Genomic DNA, 16,535 nt, shown 5'->3' with positions numbered 1-16,535 from the left:
TCGCTAAGCCGCCAAGAGAGAAAAAAATATCAAATTATGACTGAAAACGAGATTGCAAAGATTATTGTGAATTCCTGCTACAACATACATGTTGAACTCGGCCCAGGCTTGCTGGAATCGGTGTACGAGGAAATCCTTGCTTATGAACTTCAAAATCTGGGATTAAAGGTTGAACGCCAAAAACCTATGCCCGTCATTTGGAAAGCCATAAAAATGAATATCGGTTTTCGCGCTGATTTAATAGTGGAAGATAAAGTAATTGTTGAACTCAAATCAGTCGAATTAATTGCACCTGTTCATCCAAAAAAACTTTTGACATATCTCAGAATTACCTGACTGAAATTAGGCTTATTGATAAATTTTAATGAAAAACTAATAAAAGACGGAATAACGCGCATAGTCAATAACTTATAAAACTTTGCGTCTTTGCGCCTTTGCGAGCAAAAAATGATTATGGAACAAAAAATACTTCTTTCACAATTAGCCACTGACACATTAAAAGGGCTCTCCTCAAATCCAAAATACCTGTTGTCAAAATATTTTTATGATGACGAAGGAAGCCGGATTTTTCAGGACATCATGAACATGCCCGAGTATTACCTCACCGATTGCGAACATGAAATATTTGCATCGCAAAAAGAGAAAATCACACAGGCAATCTGCCCGGAAAACAAGCTGTTTAACCTGGTGGAACTGGGCTCAGGCGATGGATTAAAAACCAAAATCCTTCTAAAGCACCTGGTTGAAAAGGGCATCAACTTTCAATACACACCCGTTGATATCAGTGCCAAAGCCAACCACGAACTGGTGGAGAGCCTGAAAAAAGAGTTGCCAACTTTACAAGTTGAAGCCAAAACCGGTGATTATTTCAGAAAGTTAAAAAACCTGAATGGACATGCTTCCATTCAAAAAATCATCCTTTTTCTGGGGGCGAATATCGGGAATTTTTCTGAAAATGAAACAACTGAATTTTTGAGTCAGCTATCAGCCTATTCAAATCCCGGCGATAAAGTTTTGATTGGAGTCGACCTGAAAAAATCACCCAGGGTAATCATGAATGCGTACAACGACCCGCACGGGCACACACGCCGTTTCAATCTGAACCACCTCGTGCGTATCAATCGTGAACTGGATGCTGATTTCGACATCCGGCAGTTCGAACAGCAAACTACTTACAATCCGCAAACAGGTGAAGTAAAAAGTTTCCTGATTTCAAATACCGAACAAACTGTTCAGATTGGTGCACTCGAAAAAGAATTCCATTTTGAAAAATGGGAAGCTGTTTTTATGGAACGCTCACGAAAATATGGCATTCAAACCATTGAAAAACTGGCATTAAATTACGGTTTTAAAGTGGTTCAAAATTTCACCGACCAACGGAATTACTTCGTGGATTCGTTGTGGAAAAAAGTAAATATTAAAACAAAATGAAACGTCAATGAGCAAATAATCATTATCATACAATGGAACATGATTATTTGCGAATGGTAAGTTCTTTCTGATCATAAAAAAATAATATAACAGATGAAAAAATTTGATGCAATTATTATCGGTTCAGGTCAGGCCGGCACACCACTGGCATTTAAACTGGCCGCCAAAGGAAATAAAGTAGCTTTTATTGAAAAAGTACATTTTGGAGGAACATGTGTAAATGATGGATGCACCCCTACAAAAGCCTATGTGGCCAGCGCCCGCCGTATATGGGATGCCCGTAATGGAGCTGCCCTTGGAGTAAATATACCTGAAGGTGCATCGGCTGAGCTGAAAAAAATAAAAAGCCGTAAAGATGAAATCGTGCAGGAATCCGTTGACGGAATAAGTTCCGGCGTGGAAAAGGAAGAAAACATCACTTTTTTTGAAGGGAAAGCAAGTTTTACAGGAGAAAAAGTAATTGCTGTTAATAAAGAAGAACTCACCGCCCCGGAAATTTATATCAACACCGGGGCCAGGCCCGTTATTCCCGAGCAATTTGAGAAGCTGGACTACCTGACCAACGAGACCATACTTCAGCTTGAAGAATTGCCGGAACACCTGGTAATTATCGGCGGAAGTTACATCGGGCTGGAGTTTGGCCAAATGTTCCGGAGGTTTGGAAGCAAAGTAACCATTATTGAAAAAAGTTCTAAAATTATAAGCCGCGAAGACGATGAAATCAGCGAGAATATTCTGAATTTACTGAAAGAGGAAGGTATTGAATTTCAGTTGGATGCCCGTTGCATTGGTGGTACGCAAAATCAGGATAAGTCTGTTACCCTGAAACTGGACTGCAAAGAAGGAAGCCGGGAAGTTACCGGCTCGCATCTGCTGATTGGTGTGGGTCGCAAACCCAATACCGGTTCGCTGAACCTGAAAGCCGGCGGAATTAAAATTGACGACCGCGGATACATTAAGGTGAACGATTTTCTGGAAACGAATGTAAAAGGCGTTTTTGCCCTGGGGGATTGCAACGGGAAAGGGGCCTTCACTCATACAGCCTACAATGATTTTGAAATTGTTGCTGCCAATAAATTCAACAACACAAACCGTAAAGTTTCCGACCGGATTATGACTTATAACCTGTACATTGACCCGCCTTTGGGACGTGCCGGAATGACCCGCAAGGCAGCCCTCGAAAAAGGATATAAAGTTATGGAAGCAAAAATGCCCATGAGCAGGGTAGCAAGAGCTAAAGAAAAAGGTGAAACCAATGGAATGATGCAAATTATTGTCAATGCTGAAAGTCGCAAAATACTAGGTGCAGCCATTCTGGGCGTAGGCGGAGATGAAATTATCAGCAGCATTTTGCAGATTATGTATGCTGATGTTCCTTACACCGTTTTGAAAAATGCGGTAATTCCCCATCCTACAGTTTCAGAATTGTTGCCCACTTTGCTGGAAGGATTAAAAGAAATATAATACCAAATGGAAATACAGTATTTCTCTACATTAACCTGCCCTGAATGTGGCCACCAAAAAACAGAAGAAATGCCCACTGATGGCTGCCAGTTTTTTTACGAATGTGAAAACTGCAAAACTGTTTTACGACCAAAACCCGGCGACTGCTGCGTATTTTGTTCGTATGGCACGGTAAAATGCCCATCGAAGCAGTAAGAGAACAATGTTTAGTTATATTATTTGGATATTTCAAAGCAATTGCTTAGCTTTATACTGTCAAAAATAAAATATGCCGCGAAATAAAACATACGATGATGAACTGGTTTTAGAAAAAGCGATGAACGTATTCTGGGTTCATGGCTATGAGGCCACTTCGGTAAGGTTGCTGGAAAAGGAAATGGGCATCAACCAGTTTTCGATTTATGCATCATTTAAAAATAAAAAGAACCTGTTTATAAACGCTTTACGCAAATACCGCGAGTTTGTTATTAAAAGCAGATTTCAACCTTTATTAAAGGAAGGCGCTGGTTTGGCCGAGCTTAAGAGTTTTTTGAATAATGCAACATTAAATAGAAGCAGCGAAGTAAAAAGAGGATGCCTGGTGGTAAACACAGCAGGTGAACTTGGTGAAAAAGATCCGGATATTGCAAAGGAATTAAACCTGTATTATGATTTTCTTCGTAATATGCTTCTCCGGGTATTGCAGAATGCTGTAGCAAAACATGAAATTCCGGTGAATACGGACGTTGAAAAGCAAGCCAGTTTTTTCCTTGGCGTGATGCAGGGAATTTCGGTGGCCAACAAAACAATGGACAAAAGCCAGTTAACAGATTTTATTGACGTGGCTTTGAAACAACTCAGTTAAATTTTTTTAATCATTATCTAAGCATATGCTTAGAATAAATACAAGTAATAATTATGACACAATTTAAATTACACACCATCAAATCGGCTCCGGAAGGTTCAAAAGAAATTCTGGAGGGTGCCTTAAAACAAAACGGATTTAAAAAATTAAAAATGAAGAAATTAATTTTATTATTTGTTGTGGCAACCCTTTTCAGTTTTAGTGGTTATGCCCAGTTGCCGGATAAAGCAGAAGATATCTCACCTTTATTAAACGGGGAAATTTTACCTGATGCGGTTCTGAAATCACCCGATGGCAGCGAACATAAGCTGCCGGAAATACTCAGGCAAAAACCCTCTGTGGTTTTATTTTATCGTGGCGGGTGGTGCCCGTTTTGCAATGCCCATCTGGCTGAAATCCAGGGAGTCCAAAGTGAGGTAGTGAACCTGGGTTATCAGATTGTTGCCATCAGCCCCGATTCGCCCGAAAACCTGCAGGCTACCGATGAAAAGCATAATCTGGGCTACAGCCTTTACTCCGATGCCGATGGGGAACTTATTAAAGCTATCGGTATTGCATTTAACGCGCCGGAAAAATATTCCGGGATGCTTTCTGAAAAATCGGACGGATTAAACGATGGCTTTTTGCCGGTGCCCTCTGTTTTTGTTACCGACACCAGTGGAAAAATCCTTTTTGAATACATTAATCCGGATTATAAAACAAGGTTATCGGGCGGACTCTTACTTGCTGTTTTGAAAGAATTAAAAAAAGAACAGAAAAAGTAATAAGAAATATGGCTATAACTCTCGCATTTGATGTTTACGGCACCTTAATTAATACGAATGGTATTTCAGGCTTGGTTAAAACTTTGGTTGGCAACAAGGCCATAAGCTTTATGGACTCCTGGCGGGCGAAGCAACTTGAATATACGTTTCGTCGGGGGCTGATGAAAAATTATGTTGATTTCTCGGAATGTACAAGAAATGCCCTGGACTTTACCTGTGAACAATTGAAATGCAACCTTCAACCTGAAGACAGAGACCGTTTAATGCGCGAATACAAGGTTTTACCAGCATTTACTGACGTTCGTGAAAGTCTGGAGAAACTAAAATCGGCAAATTTGCGCTTGTTTGCTTTTTCAAACGGAAGCGCTCCCGATGTAACAGGCTTGCTTGAGAACGCGGGCATTCTTCATTTTTTCGAGGATGTAGTGAGTGTTGAGGATGTTAAATCGTTCAAGCCAAATCCTGCCGTTTACGAACATTTTTTGCTAAAATCAAATTCTGTAAAAACCAATGCATGGCTTATTTCAAGTAACTCTTTTGATGTAATCGGGGCAATTTCTTACGGAATGAATTCGGTATGGGTGCAACGAAACCCGGATGCTGTTTTTGATACGTGGAATATTCAACCCACAAGAACAATCAGTAGTTTGCAGGAACTCATCCCGCTTTTTGACATTTAATCAAAAATGCAAATCAAAAAACATTTAAAAATGAAAACCAAAATTTTCTTCATCTTATTTACATTTCTTTCCATTATAAACATTTCAAAAACAATGGCACAAACAAACAGCGAGGAAAACACTTCCGACAAATTAGTAATTGTATGGACCAGCGACGACCCGTACCTCGCAGAAAGGATGGTCTTAATGTATGCCCACGCAGCCAAAACTGCCGGGTGGTTCAAAGAAGTTACAATTATCATTTGGGGACCGTCTGCCAAAATGGTTTCTGAAAACCTGAAAATCCGGGAAAAACTGAAAGCCATGCAAAAGGACGGTGTGGAAATTCAGGCCTGTATTGCCTGTGCCAGCGCTTACGATGTGGTGGAAGACCTGAAAAACCTCGACTTTGAGGTGAAAGGAATGGGTAAACCATTGACCGATTACCTGAAAAGTGATGCGAAAGTGTTAACTTTTTGAGGGTAACACTGTCAGGGTCCCGTCTTTTATGCGACAAATCGGGAAAAACAATTATTAACGATTATAAGAAAGGTTATGAAAACATATGCAATTTGCCCCATTTCGGATAAAAAAATAAATGAACGGGTAGCTCGTGTAAACGGGGCTTTTACTGTTTTGCTGCTGCTGCTTTTTGGCTTCACTGGCCAGTGGTTAATCCCGGCTTTTCTGGTGGTTGACTTTTTTATACGCAGCGGAAATCTTTCCAGGTTCAGTCCGTTAGGCTACTCATCGCGAAATATCATAAGATTATTGTCGGTAGAAGAATTACTAATTAACGCCGGACCGAAAATATTTGCCGCACGTATTGGGTTTGTTTTTAGTCTTTTGATTTTTATAACCGCATTTCTGGGTATGTTTATAAGTTCTTTTGTTGTTGCAGGTATTTTGTTCTTATTCTCCTTTTTGGAAGCTTTTTTGGGAATATGTGTAGCATGCAAGTTATACCCTATTGTATACAATTTTTTATATAAAGTTTAATCAATGACTTTGCTATTAAATTTTCCTTGTATTATAAATTTCTGAATTTTTGAACGATTTTATAAGCTAAGTGCAAATGTTCTTACATTCCTCCGGTTTTTAAGCGGTTAGGCATCATAGAACAATGAGGGGATGGGCTAAGGTTAATTGCCAAAGAAATGCATTCTTATACTGAGATAAAATTATCGTGGAAAGACCCAGGGATTGCATTTAGGGTAACCTTTACCAATAAGAACTTTCAGCAACAGCACGAGTTGCAAAAGAAAACTTTATATAGTAAAGTACTTCGTTTAGTATCGCAAAAAACGTTATAAACAAAAAAATTATCTCTTGCATTTGGATAGAAATCCGTATCCAGACAACTAAAAAAGTTGTATGAAAAACTCAGAAAAGACAAGTTAATAGAATGAACAGAACCGAACACAGAACAGTGCTCCAAAGGTATCAGATTACAGAAAAAGGCAATTTGTTTTTAAATCTGTTGAATAGAAATAAGAAATAAAGGCAACTCAAACCCTGTCACAAAATACCAACATTCCCGAAAAACAAGCCCTCCGGGTTTTCAAAAGCTTACGGCATAAAGCCATTCATTTCAAAACCGGAAGAGTTGTTTTTCCCCGTCACACATGCTAATTTCAAAAAGACTTAACCTGCGTAAACTCCGTTTAAAACTTTTGGAAACCCCACACCAACACTTCCAATTTTTTCAGTCATTATTTATTCCTTTTCCATTTGAAAATTTTTTTTGGTTTTTGAATGTGTATAATAAATTCGGTCCTCTGAAATATCGCTCCATCTTAAAGTCATCATATCAGCAAAATTCATACCTCTGGTATAAAAGCTAAAAACAAAATAGTTTCTGGTATCAATTAGCGTTGGGTGGTTGCTTAAATCCAATTCAGTTATTTTGTGTACATCTTCCAGGGTAAGTGCTTTTTTAATGCCTTTGCCCTTGAGTTTCAAGATTTTATAGATTTTAAATGGATAGATATTTTCTTTTATCCGTCCTCTGTTTATTGCAGAATTGAATATTCCGCGTATACACCGCATTCGAACTCCAATTCCTCCGTCAGTGCCTCCTTTTGAACGCAACCACGCCTCATATTTTTCGAGGAATTCAGATGTTATTTGTTGAAATTTTAACTCCTTATTTTTATGAAGTTTTTTAATTGATTCTAATGTTTGTTTGTGTATTCTCGCGTTACCGGTTCTTCCGGCCATTTCCAGTTCCAAAATTATTTCCTGTCCAAAAGAAAATACATTTTGAATCGTTGGATTGGTTTCTATTCGAAGTGCTTTTTCCACATCATATAAATTATAACAGACCTTTTCTTGTTCGATACTGGTAATAACATCAGTTGCTCTAACCAGAAACTTCAGTAACAGCTTATTTTTTTGCAGATAACTACTGGCGTTCTTATTGAATTTTCCCTGTTTGCTATTCCATTCACTCTCCAAAGAAGTGTATGGTGTGCGAAAAAATATTGACTTTCTTTCTTTAGTAATTCGCAAATAAATAGGATATTTATCATTTGATAATTTTTTTACGCAGAACTGTCTTAATACTAATCATTTATATTCTATTTTGGGTACAACATGGGTACAACAAATGGTCAAATAAAGGTAAATAAATAATGTTTTATACCAAAACAAAAAAAATAAATAACTGATATACAGCAATATGAAAATTTATACGACTATAAGAAAGCCAAATCAGGCTGACTCTTAATCAGCGGATCCAGGGTTCGAGCCCCTGCAGGCCGACAACAAAAAGGCAACAACCGGGTGACCGGCTGCTGCCTTTTTTTAAATGCAATTCACTTGCAGTTTTATGACTTCACTGATTTTTACAAATTCAACCTTAGTTTATCCAGTTCTTCAGTAATAAATGCCAGTTCCTGTTCTGTTAAATCAATATCCATAGCTTTGGCATTTTGAACCGCCTGCTGTGGATTACGCGCCCCGGCCAGTGCAATTGTAATCCCCGGTTGTTCAACTGTCCAGCGAAGCACTAACTGCGCCAACGTGGCATTTTTATCGTTGGCCAGCACTTTTATTTTTTCGAGGAATTCATTCGTTTTTTCAATGTTTTCGTCGGTAAAATAAGGAAGGCCTGCCCGGTGGTCACCTTCTCCAAATTGATACCCCGGTTTCATTTTGCCGGTAAGCAAGCCACGCTCGAGCGGGCTGTAAGCCAGTATCGACTGGTTGTTTTCAATGGCATGAGGAACAACTTCTTTTTCAATATCGCGTTTCACCATGCTGTAAGGCACCTGGTTGGAGACAAGATCAACATATTTTGACGCTTCTTCCATTTGTGCTGCATTATAATTACAAACGCCGGCATACCTTACTTTTCCCTCTTTTATCAGTTTATCCACTGCTTCCATCGTTTCCTGGATGGGAGTAGTGGAATCGGGCCAGTGAACCTGGTACAAATCGATGTAATCGGTTCCAAGGTGCCGAAGACTGTCTTCGCACTCTTTCACAACGCTTTCTTTTCCGGCATACTTGTAAATTTCAATATCGTCTCCGTTGTTATTTTTGCTGTGAAAGGCAAAGTCGCCTTTTTTTACATCCCAGCGCATTCCGTATTTCGTCAGAATCTGAACCTTATCGCGCGGAATATCTTTAATAGCTTCACCTACAATTTCTTCGCTGGTACCCTGTCCGTAAATCGGGGCAGTATCGATGGATGTCACGCCCAATTCGTATGCTGCTTTTATGGCGTTAACCGAATCGTTCTGTTTAGTGCCGCCCCACATCCAGCCACCGGCAGCCCATGCGCCGAATGTAATGGTTGATAATTCCAAATCTGATTTTCCAATTTTTCTGTAATCCATGTTCTGCAACTTTAAGTTAATTTTTGGTATGAATTCGTTTTCTTGTTAATTTGGACAAATGTGCCGGAAAAATGTTTTAGGTTACCGGCAGTTTTTGGTTCTTTTTTGCCATATCAAATTTATACCTTTGTTAGGTATTTCACAAGATTGGAGGCCATTATCAATCAGAATTTAAAACTTAACTTTTCAAAAATGGATAAAAAGATAAATTGCTTTATTACTTATACAACCAGCACGGAAACGCTTAATACTGTCAATCAACTGCTCAATTCCGGGTTAACCGACCAGGTGTTTGTGTTATCGCCCGATGAAGTTGAGATTGAGAATGTACAAACACTGATTTGTGAACAACCGCTGTCAACCGCGGCAATGAAATTGATTGCTGAAAAAAGCTCAACAACCTATTCATTGATTGCCCTGCAGAATACGCGGCTGGGAGTTGGCCCATTTGCGTTGGAGCGGATGGTACAGGTGGCAGGAAATACCGGTTCTCCAATGGTTTATTCCGATTATTTTGAAATTAAAAAAGGGGCACAGTCTGCTCATCCTGTTATCGATTACCAGGCCGGAAGTTTACGCGATGATTTTAATTTTGGCCCGGTTCAGGTTTTCCGGAAAGATGTTCTAAAATCGTTTGATGAAGCAGAATACCAGCAAGCCGGATTTTATGCATTGCGACTACATGCTTCGCGAAGCGGAGAGTTGCTGCGAATTCCCGAGTTCCTGTTTACAATGCAGGAAACCGATACGCGGAAATCGGGCGAAAAACAGTTCGATTACGTGAGCGGAAATGCGCGCGATAAACAAATTGAAATGGAAAAAGCCTGCTCGGCCCATCTCAAAAAAATTGGCGGTTTGCTGCGGCCACCATTTAAAGAGATTGATTTTTCGCAAACAGATTTTCCCGCAGAAGCGTCGGTGGTTATTCCGGTAAGGAACCGCGTAAAAACTATCAAAGATGCCGTGGAATCGGTGCTGATTCAAAAAACAAATTTCAATTTTAATATAATTGTTGTTGATAACCACTCCACCGACGGTACAACGGAAATTCTTCACGATTTCGCACGTGGCGGCAAACTTATCCATATTGTACCGGAGCGAATTGATTTGGGAATTGGCGGTTGCTGGAACGAAGCAGTGTTTCATGAAAAGTGCGGGAAATTTGCCGTTCAGCTCGACAGCGACGATTTGTATGCATCGGAAAACACCCTGCAAAAAATTGTGGATAAATTTCATGAAAAAAAATGTGCCATGGTGATTGGCAGTTACCAAATGACCAATTTTGATTTGGAAGAACTGCCTCCCGGAATTATTGACCACAGCGAATGGACCGACGACAATGGCCCCAACAACGCGTTGCGGATTAACGGACTGGGCGCACCACGTGCATTTTATACGCCGGTATTGAGAAGAATCAGAATTCCAAACGTGAGTTATGGCGAGGATTACGCGGTTGGACTGGCCATTTCGCGGGAATACAAAATAGGGCGGATTTACAAGCCGGTTTACCTGTGCCGCCGCTGGGAGGACAATACCGATGCATCGCTCGATATTGAAAAACAGAATGCGCACAATTTGTATAAGGATCGCATTCGTACTTTTGAGCTAAAAGCAAGGTTGAAAAGTAATAAAAGGTAATTAAACCCGGGGCTTTCAATACAAACGAACATGATAAATCAAAAAATAATAACCGCTGAAGGACTTTCCGGTTACGGATCGGTTGCCAATCTAAACAACCAGGCAAATGCGCTGGTAAAACAGCAACAGAACACATGGGAGCTGACCCGAAAAAATTACCGGGCCCTTGCCGGCGTGCAAACCAAAAAATTCGATTTTGGCCATTTTAAAATTGTTGTACAGCACAATCCCGAACGCATCCGGTCGTCGGCCGCCAAAACCGATGCGAAAAGCATTGCTGAACGGCCATGTTTTTTGTGTCTTGAGAATTTACCTGCGGTTCAAAAAGGAATTCCATTTCAGAACCAATACCTGATTTTGGTCAATCCTTTTCCCATATTTCCCAGGCACCTCACCATTCCTCATCTGAACCACACCCCCCAGCGGATTAAGAATTTTTTCCCGGATATGTTGAAACTGAGCCGCGAGCTAACCGGATTTACACTTTTTTACAACGGACCAAAATGCGGCGCATCGGCTCCCGACCATTTTCATTTTCAGGCCGGGAATACGGGATTTCTGCCTGTTGAGGAGAAGTTTGAACTGCTCGAAAACCAATTTGCGGATATTATTTTCAGAAATAGCAAAACTACTGTAGTTGCAGTTGAAAATTATTTGCGCAGGTTCGTTTCTCTTCGCTCATCAGATGTTGAGGAGCTGACAGCTATTTTCAATGTTGTTTTTGAATTGTTGCCGGCAAATAGTGAACCGGAACCGATGCTGAACATTCTCTGTAATTACCATCAAAATGAATGGCGGGTTATAATTTTCCCGCGCGAAAAGCAACGGCCCTCCCATTTTTTCGAAACTGGCGAGAAGCAAATTGTGGTTAGCCCGGCATCGGTTGAGCTGGGCGGTGTGCTCATTCTCCCCCGCGAAGAAGATTTCAGGAAGATAACCCAAAATACACTGAATGAAATCTTTGACGAAGTTACCCTCTCCAAATATGATTTTAAACACTGGACAGAAAATGTGAAAGATAATCTAAATAGTAATATGTATTACTAAATACAATGTATCTTATTTGCTGAATTCCAATGTCTTAACATATTTTTTTCTAAGATCTCAAAATAGTTTTATCTTTGGAACAGTCATTTAGAAAAAAAGTTACAAACCCGGAAAAACAATTTTTGAAGATGAGAGCAGAAAATATATTGGATGCGCTCCCCTTGCATTTTTATGTCATCGATTTAAAACAGAAGAAAATTCTTCAGACCAACGATCCGCACGTTCCGACCGGAAATGGCACCTGTTTTATGCAGCTTTTTAATCAGGAATCACCATGTCAGCTTTCCAACGGACAGTGTTTGTGCGAGCAAATGATTGAGAATGGCACAAAAGGCAAGTTTCTTATGGAGACGGGCGAAAAAAATAATAAAAAGTTTTTCAGGGCCGATGTTAAAAAAATTGGGGAAGATCGGGTGGTGGCCACCTATTCTGTATTACCAGCGAAACAATTGCCGCCAAAGAGATGAAAATTAACAACCGGCGGTTGCAACGGGCAGAAAAACTGACTTCACTGGGTTCCTGGGAAATTGATTTGGATAAAAAACTGGTTCACGGAACTGAAGGAGCCTGCAATATATTTGGCGTGAAAAACAAAACGATGCCGGCTGATGAATTTATCGAAATTCTGCTTCCGGAATTCCGCGAATCAATAATAAAGGAGCTTAACAAGCTGATTAAAGGGAAGAGCAATTTTAATGTGAATTTTAAAATTAAAAGGCCCGCAGACGGCGAAATCAGAAACATTCAGGCAATTGCAGAATACAGGGAAAGCAAGAATATGGTTTTTGGGGTGAGCCACGATATTACTGAACGGAATCAAATGATTGAAGGGCTGGAGGAAGCCAGGCAAAAAGCCGAGGAGAGTGATCAGCTTAAATCGCTATTCCTGGCAAACATGAGCCACGAGATACGTACCCCGTTAAATGCCATTCTTGGGTTCTCGAATATGATTTGCTCCGGAAATATCGACGCGAAAGATTTAAGCTATTTCGGAAAAATCATTGAAAACTCCGGCCAGCGTCTCACCGCTGTTATCGATGATATTATCGATATTTCGCTAATCCAGTCGAACCAGCTCAAAATCGACTATTCAACTTTCGACATTAATGAACTACTGCGGGAATTGCACGTGGTTTACAAAACGCAGAAAGCCGAACAATTGTCGAAAATAGATTTCAGGCTTCAGTTATGCCAAAACGGAGCACCCTGCCCGGTTAAATCGGATAAAAGCAGGTTGTATCAGATTTTAAAAAATCTGCTCGACAATGCCTTTAAATTTACCGAAGAGGGTTTTATCGAATTTGGATGTTCGGTTTCCAACGGTGAAATTGTTTTATTCGTTAAAGATTCGGGCGTGGGAATTAACCCGAAAAAAGCAGCTATTATTTTTGAACCTTTCCGCCAGGCGGAAGAAGGCATTTCAAGGAAATACGAAGGCTCAGGACTTGGTCTTGCCATTGTTTCGGGAATAACCGAGCGGCTTGGCGGCAAGGCGTGGGTAAGCTCTGAACCCGGCAAAGGGTCAGCCTTTTATGTATCTGTTCCGCGAAATTTTAAAAATGAAAAAACTTCGGCAGAAATTGGTGATCTTTCAGGCGAAGCTGCAGGGGAAAATGGCAAGGATAAAATCAGTTCTTCTGCTAAAACAATTGTTTCATTTGAGGACGACCCCGCAAGTGTTGAATACCTGAAAAGCGTAATAAAAATTCTGGGGTTCAAACATGTTAACTTTATGGATGCCGAAGAAGGCATCGGGTACCTGAAAAAGAACATTGTTGATTTAGTCCTCATGGATGTTCAGCTACCCGGGATGAACGGGTACGATGCCACCCGGATTATTAAATCACAGTTTCCGAACCTGCCGGTAATTATTCAAACTGCCTACGCCATGAAAGGCGACAGGGATAAAGCATTTCAGGCAGGTTGCGACGATTATCTCGCGAAACCGGTTTTACTGAAAGATTTGAAGGAAAAAATCAACAAATTTGTTGGCCAAAGCACAAACTAAAGCGCTAGTTCCCGATATTTTAATTTAAGAAATCCCGGTTATTGCTTCTGGATTTTAGCTTTTGGCCGGTAATTCTTTCTGTTTTCCCGCCTTTTTTTCCGTTTGTTTTTCCCTTTTTTCTCAAAACGATCAATGCGTCCGGTGTTTACAGGTTCCCAGCCGGGCTCTTTGGCCTGTGTTGAACCCTGAGGTATAATTTCAGGTTTTTCCCCTTTTTTGTTTTTCTGGATAATATCCTTCACCTCTTTCAGGGTCAGCTTAAAATTACCCGATGGAGTATTACTGCCTGTTGTGTACCAAATCTCTTTTTTCAGATAATCTGTATTTACGGGTTTGGCCACACCGGCGGCGGTTTCCAGTTCAAGCAGTTGTTTTGGAAACTCTTTTCGTGCTTCAATGTAAACATCCAGTTCGTAAAGCAGGCAGCATTTCAGTTTTCCGCAGGCCCCGGCCATTTTTTGTGCCGATGGCGAAAGACCTTGTGTTTGTGCGGCTTCCGAAGTAATGCTTGTAAAATCCGTTCGCCAGCTCGAGCAGCAAAGTTCGCGTCCGCACGAGCCAATTCCGCCAACCAGTCCGGCTTCCTGCCGGGCACCAATCTGCTTCATTTCCACTTTAATATTGAACTCGTGGGCATAATCCTTTATCAGCTCCCTGAAATCGACCCGTCCATCGGCAATGTAGTAGAAAATGGCTTTTTTGCCATCGCCCCTGAATTCCACATCGCCCACTTTCATGTCCAATCCCCGGTCACCTGCAATCTGGCGCGCACGAATCAAAGTAGGTTTTTCCCTGCTTCGGGCGGCTTCCAGCATTTCGAGGTCGTTTTCGCTGGCTCTCCTGTATATGGGATTCAGCGTGAAACGTTTTGGGTTTTTTATTTTGCGGTGAAACTGTTTTTCTGCAAGGTAGCCGGTCAGGGTAACTTCGCCGGTATCGTGCCCCGGCGAGGTGGCCACCACCACTTTATCACCTCTTTTTAATGCCAGTTTATCAGTATTTTTATAAAAATCCCTTCGTGTCGTCTTAAATTTTACTTCAACAATATCCGATTCAGATGCCGTGTCGGGCAAATCATTCAGCCAGTCGTATGCATCGCCGGATCTGTCGGAAATTGAATTATTAAATGAACATCCTGAACAACTCATAATCTTCCCTTCTTAAATAATTCCGGGTGCAAAGATCGAAAAAAAGATTGAAATGTCCGTAAATAAATAAACTATTTTCTGAATGGATTAGCTTTGAAAACTAAAATGGCAATCCTGTGCTTAATTTTTATCACCTTCCTTAAAATACACCGGCTCAATTGTTTTCCAGTCCGATTCATTGAAATTTTCCAAACAAGTGGCAATTACTTCCCGAATACGTTGTTCATGCGTTTTGGTCACATTCAGGGCGGGTTTTTCAACAAACGCCTCGGACTTGTACAATTTCCCCAGACTGCCGTCTTTTTCCCTCAAAAATTCCAATTTAATTTCTGCTTTCCCGGTTGCAGGCACTCCCATAGTTTCTGAAACATGCAAATAGGTAACACGCATTACAACCGGGACACCTGAAGAATCCTGCCTGAAATTATCTTTCAAAAAATTGGAAATGGCGGGCTCGAGGCCATCTTTAAACCGGGCCGGCACCTTATCCTTTTTGAACACTCCTTTTTGGGCAAAACCGATGCTGTCTTTATTTGAACGGCTATCTGTCACTTTCTTAATGTAGAACCCATCTGCTTCAAATTCAATGGGTTCATTATTCAATTCAATTAATTCTTCCTGGGCCAGGAGCATACTGTGCAATCCGAAAAGAAGTAAAAAAATAAGAGTAGTTCTCATAATAATAATTTTGAATTTAATTCATTACTAAAAATAATCAGAATAAAACTTCTGCTGTGCTAAAACGTGAAATTTTCGTTTTTATTTACCACGCCTCAGTCTGAATACTCCGGCCTGGCCGAGTGTCATTACCAAAACTCCGGCAACTGTTATCAATCCGCCGGCAAACTGGTGTGGAAGCGGGAAAGAACCGAAAACCAGGTAAGCGACCAGCAACACAAAAATACCTTTCAGGCTTTGCACCACCGACGACCGCGAAGCATTAATGTAGCTAAACGAGTAATACACTGTGAGAACGGCCAGAAATGGACCGAGCGCAGCACCCACTGCAATGTTTTTCAATGCCGAAACGGGAATGACAAACGATTTTCCATAAACAAAAATCATTATAAAGGAAAATACCAGCAGCCAAACAGAGCGGTTCAGCCCCAGCAATTCGGGACTCAGTTTCCGCACATTCGTCTTTACCACGAGCGAGGCCGTGGTGGCAAAAAAAGCGTTCAGCACAACAATCCCGGTACCGGGAATGAAAAGTTTTTCAAGTGAAGTTTCGCCGGTGTAGCTAATTACGAATGCACCGACCAGGGCCAAAACGGCCCCACCGGTTTCAACCGGCCCGAACTTTTCGCCCAAAACCACTACCCCGCCCACTGCCAGCATCACCGGGAAAAGGTTTCCCAAAAACGAGGTCACTGCCGGATCGGGTATAATATTAATGGAGAGAAAAAAGGTAGTGGTGGTAAAAATTTCGAGAAAGCCAAGTATGATCAACACTCGTACCTGTCTTTTAGTAAGGCTGTAAAGTTGTCTTAATTTTTTGTTCCAAAGTGCATAACCCAAGCTTAGAACCGTGCTGATAAAAAACCAGTAAACCCCGAATTGTGCAAGGTGTACTTCATTTAAGGCCGCTTTGCTGAAAATATACACATTCGAAAATGCAATTGTTGCCAGAATGGCGAAAAAATACCCCTTAAATGCGTCTGACCTCTTTACCATTTTTTATTTACTAATT

Annotated in this window: 18 protein-coding genes and 1 pseudogene; 13 read left to right on the top strand and 6 right to left on the bottom strand. The window is 40.8% G+C overall.

Annotation, left to right across the window (positions count from 1 at the left end):
• The 9 genes from ACTCNA_RS05865 to ACTCNA_RS05825 form a co-directional block, all read left to right on the top strand.
• On the top strand, positions 1-336 hold a 336-nt coding region (locus ACTCNA_RS05865), incomplete at its 5' end, for a GxxExxY protein (RefSeq protein ID WP_462946966.1).
• A gap of 117 nt (positions 337-453) precedes the next feature.
• Positions 454-1,431 carry an L-histidine N(alpha)-methyltransferase gene (locus ACTCNA_RS05860; RefSeq protein ID WP_462946965.1) on the top strand — a complete coding sequence of 326 codons (978 nt, stop codon included), beginning with the start codon at positions 454-456 and terminating at the stop codon, positions 1,429-1,431.
• Between the two features lie 93 nt (positions 1,432-1,524).
• On the top strand, positions 1,525-2,895 hold the full coding sequence (locus tag ACTCNA_RS05855; protein WP_462946964.1) for an FAD-containing oxidoreductase: 1,371 nt from the start codon (positions 1,525-1,527) through the stop codon (positions 2,893-2,895).
• A 6-nt stretch (positions 2,896-2,901) separates the two neighbouring features.
• Positions 2,902-3,090, top strand: coding sequence for a GDCCVxC domain-containing (seleno)protein (locus ACTCNA_RS05850; RefSeq protein ID WP_462946963.1), 189 nt, complete (start codon positions 2,902-2,904; stop codon positions 3,088-3,090).
• A gap of 73 nt (positions 3,091-3,163) precedes the next feature.
• The gene (locus ACTCNA_RS05845) at positions 3,164-3,739 is read left to right on the top strand and encodes a TetR/AcrR family transcriptional regulator (RefSeq protein WP_462946962.1); all 576 of its coding nucleotides are present in this window, start codon (positions 3,164-3,166) and stop codon (positions 3,737-3,739) included.
• 53 nt (positions 3,740-3,792) lie between these two features.
• A complete protein-coding gene (locus ACTCNA_RS05840) occupies positions 3,793-4,503 on the top strand; it encodes a peroxiredoxin-like family protein (RefSeq protein ID WP_462946961.1) in 711 nt (236 codons plus the stop codon).
• A gap of 8 nt (positions 4,504-4,511) precedes the next feature.
• Positions 4,512-5,183: a haloacid dehalogenase type II gene (locus tag ACTCNA_RS05835; protein WP_462946960.1), complete on the top strand. Its 672-nt coding sequence runs from the start codon at positions 4,512-4,514 to the stop codon at positions 5,181-5,183.
• A gap of 30 nt (positions 5,184-5,213) precedes the next feature.
• Positions 5,214-5,642 carry a DsrE family protein gene (locus ACTCNA_RS05830; protein ID WP_462946959.1) on the top strand — a complete coding sequence of 143 codons (429 nt, stop codon included), beginning with the start codon at positions 5,214-5,216 and terminating at the stop codon, positions 5,640-5,642.
• Positions 5,643-5,717: 75 nt separating this feature from the next.
• Complete coding sequence (locus ACTCNA_RS05825; RefSeq protein WP_462946958.1) at positions 5,718-6,161, top strand: DUF4395 domain-containing protein; 444 nt, start codon at positions 5,718-5,720, stop codon at positions 6,159-6,161.
• Between the two features lie 717 nt (positions 6,162-6,878).
• Here the strand turns inward: ACTCNA_RS05825 and ACTCNA_RS05820 are convergent.
• From ACTCNA_RS05820 to ACTCNA_RS05810, 3 genes and pseudogenes are all read right to left on the bottom strand, one after another.
• A complete protein-coding gene (locus ACTCNA_RS05820) occupies positions 6,879-7,511 on the bottom strand; it encodes a site-specific integrase (protein WP_462946968.1) in 633 nt (210 codons plus the stop codon).
• A pseudogene (locus tag ACTCNA_RS05815) lies at positions 7,497-7,694 on the bottom strand (Arm DNA-binding domain-containing protein); the annotation flags it as partial. The pseudogene ACTCNA_RS05815 and the gene ACTCNA_RS05820, both read right to left, overlap by 15 nt.
• A gap of 314 nt (positions 7,695-8,008) precedes the next feature.
• On the bottom strand, positions 8,009-9,004 hold the full coding sequence (locus tag ACTCNA_RS05810; RefSeq protein WP_462946957.1) for an aldo/keto reductase: 996 nt from the start codon (positions 9,002-9,004) through the stop codon (positions 8,009-8,011).
• A gap of 192 nt (positions 9,005-9,196) precedes the next feature.
• On the opposite strand from ACTCNA_RS05810, the gene ACTCNA_RS05805 reads away from it, so the two are divergent.
• The 4 genes from ACTCNA_RS05805 (at position 9,197) to ACTCNA_RS05790 (ending at position 13,697) form a co-directional block, all read left to right on the top strand.
• Positions 9,197-10,642 (top strand): glycosyltransferase family 2 protein, encoded by a 1,446-nt coding sequence (locus ACTCNA_RS05805; RefSeq protein WP_462946956.1) that lies wholly within the window; start codon positions 9,197-9,199, stop codon positions 10,640-10,642.
• Between the two features lie 30 nt (positions 10,643-10,672).
• Positions 10,673-11,689: a DUF4922 domain-containing protein gene (locus ACTCNA_RS05800; protein ID WP_462946955.1), complete on the top strand. Its 1,017-nt coding sequence runs from the start codon at positions 10,673-10,675 to the stop codon at positions 11,687-11,689.
• 128 nt (positions 11,690-11,817) lie between these two features.
• Entirely contained in the window at positions 11,818-12,156 is a 339-nt protein-coding gene (locus ACTCNA_RS05795) for a hypothetical protein (protein ID WP_462946954.1), read from the top strand.
• A complete protein-coding gene (locus ACTCNA_RS05790; protein WP_462946953.1) occupies positions 12,153-13,697 on the top strand; it encodes an ATP-binding response regulator in 1,545 nt (514 codons plus the stop codon). The genes ACTCNA_RS05795 and ACTCNA_RS05790 overlap by 4 nt, the downstream gene beginning before the upstream one ends.
• 38 nt (positions 13,698-13,735) lie before the next feature.
• Here the strand turns inward: ACTCNA_RS05790 and ACTCNA_RS05785 are convergent, their stop codons facing one another.
• The 3 genes from ACTCNA_RS05785 to ACTCNA_RS05775 form a co-directional block, all read right to left on the bottom strand.
• Positions 13,736-14,845 (bottom strand): PSP1 domain-containing protein, encoded by a 1,110-nt coding sequence (locus tag ACTCNA_RS05785; RefSeq protein WP_462946952.1) that lies wholly within the window; start codon positions 14,843-14,845, stop codon positions 13,736-13,738.
• A 120-nt stretch (positions 14,846-14,965) separates the two neighbouring features.
• A complete protein-coding gene (locus ACTCNA_RS05780) occupies positions 14,966-15,523 on the bottom strand; it encodes a hypothetical protein (RefSeq protein ID WP_462946951.1) in 558 nt (185 codons plus the stop codon).
• 81 nt (positions 15,524-15,604) lie between these two features.
• Positions 15,605-16,519: a DMT family transporter gene (locus ACTCNA_RS05775; protein ID WP_462946950.1), complete on the bottom strand. Its 915-nt coding sequence runs from the start codon at positions 16,517-16,519 to the stop codon at positions 15,605-15,607.
• Positions 16,520-16,535 lie beyond the last annotated feature (16 nt).

The sequence above is a fragment of the Tangfeifania sp. genome (assembly GCF_055108615.1).
This window is presented reverse-complemented; position numbering and strand designations above follow the sequence as displayed.

Bases quoted from the DNA above. Each gene is read 5' to 3' on its own strand.
- ACTCNA_RS05860 (WP_462946965.1), top strand. From the start codon at position 454: ATGGAACAAAAAATACTTCTTTCACAATTAGCCACTGACACATTAAAA.
- ACTCNA_RS05855 (WP_462946964.1), top strand. From the start codon at position 1,525: ATGAAAAAATTTGATGCAATTATTATCGGTTCAGGTCAGGCCGGCACA.
- ACTCNA_RS05850 (WP_462946963.1), top strand. From the start codon at position 2,902: ATGGAAATACAGTATTTCTCTACATTAACCTGCCCTGAATGTGGCCAC.
- ACTCNA_RS05845 (WP_462946962.1), top strand. From the start codon at position 3,164: ATGCCGCGAAATAAAACATACGATGATGAACTGGTTTTAGAAAAAGCG.
- ACTCNA_RS05840 (WP_462946961.1), top strand. From the start codon at position 3,793: ATGACACAATTTAAATTACACACCATCAAATCGGCTCCGGAAGGTTCA.
- ACTCNA_RS05835 (WP_462946960.1), top strand. From the start codon at position 4,512: ATGGCTATAACTCTCGCATTTGATGTTTACGGCACCTTAATTAATACG.
- ACTCNA_RS05830 (WP_462946959.1), top strand. From the start codon at position 5,214: ATGAAAACCAAAATTTTCTTCATCTTATTTACATTTCTTTCCATTATA.
- ACTCNA_RS05825 (WP_462946958.1), top strand. From the start codon at position 5,718: ATGAAAACATATGCAATTTGCCCCATTTCGGATAAAAAAATAAATGAA.
- ACTCNA_RS05810 (WP_462946957.1), bottom strand. From the start codon at position 9,004: ATGGATTACAGAAAAATTGGAAAATCAGATTTGGAATTATCAACCATT.
- ACTCNA_RS05805 (WP_462946956.1), top strand. From the start codon at position 9,197: ATGGATAAAAAGATAAATTGCTTTATTACTTATACAACCAGCACGGAA.
- ACTCNA_RS05800 (WP_462946955.1), top strand. From the start codon at position 10,673: ATGATAAATCAAAAAATAATAACCGCTGAAGGACTTTCCGGTTACGGA.
- ACTCNA_RS05795 (WP_462946954.1), top strand. From the start codon at position 11,818: ATGAGAGCAGAAAATATATTGGATGCGCTCCCCTTGCATTTTTATGTC.
- ACTCNA_RS05790 (WP_462946953.1), top strand. From the start codon at position 12,153: ATGAAAATTAACAACCGGCGGTTGCAACGGGCAGAAAAACTGACTTCA.
- ACTCNA_RS05785 (WP_462946952.1), bottom strand. From the start codon at position 14,845: ATGAGTTGTTCAGGATGTTCATTTAATAATTCAATTTCCGACAGATCC.
- ACTCNA_RS05780 (WP_462946951.1), bottom strand. From the start codon at position 15,523: ATGAGAACTACTCTTATTTTTTTACTTCTTTTCGGATTGCACAGTATG.
- ACTCNA_RS05775 (WP_462946950.1), bottom strand. From the start codon at position 16,519: ATGGTAAAGAGGTCAGACGCATTTAAGGGGTATTTTTTCGCCATTCTG.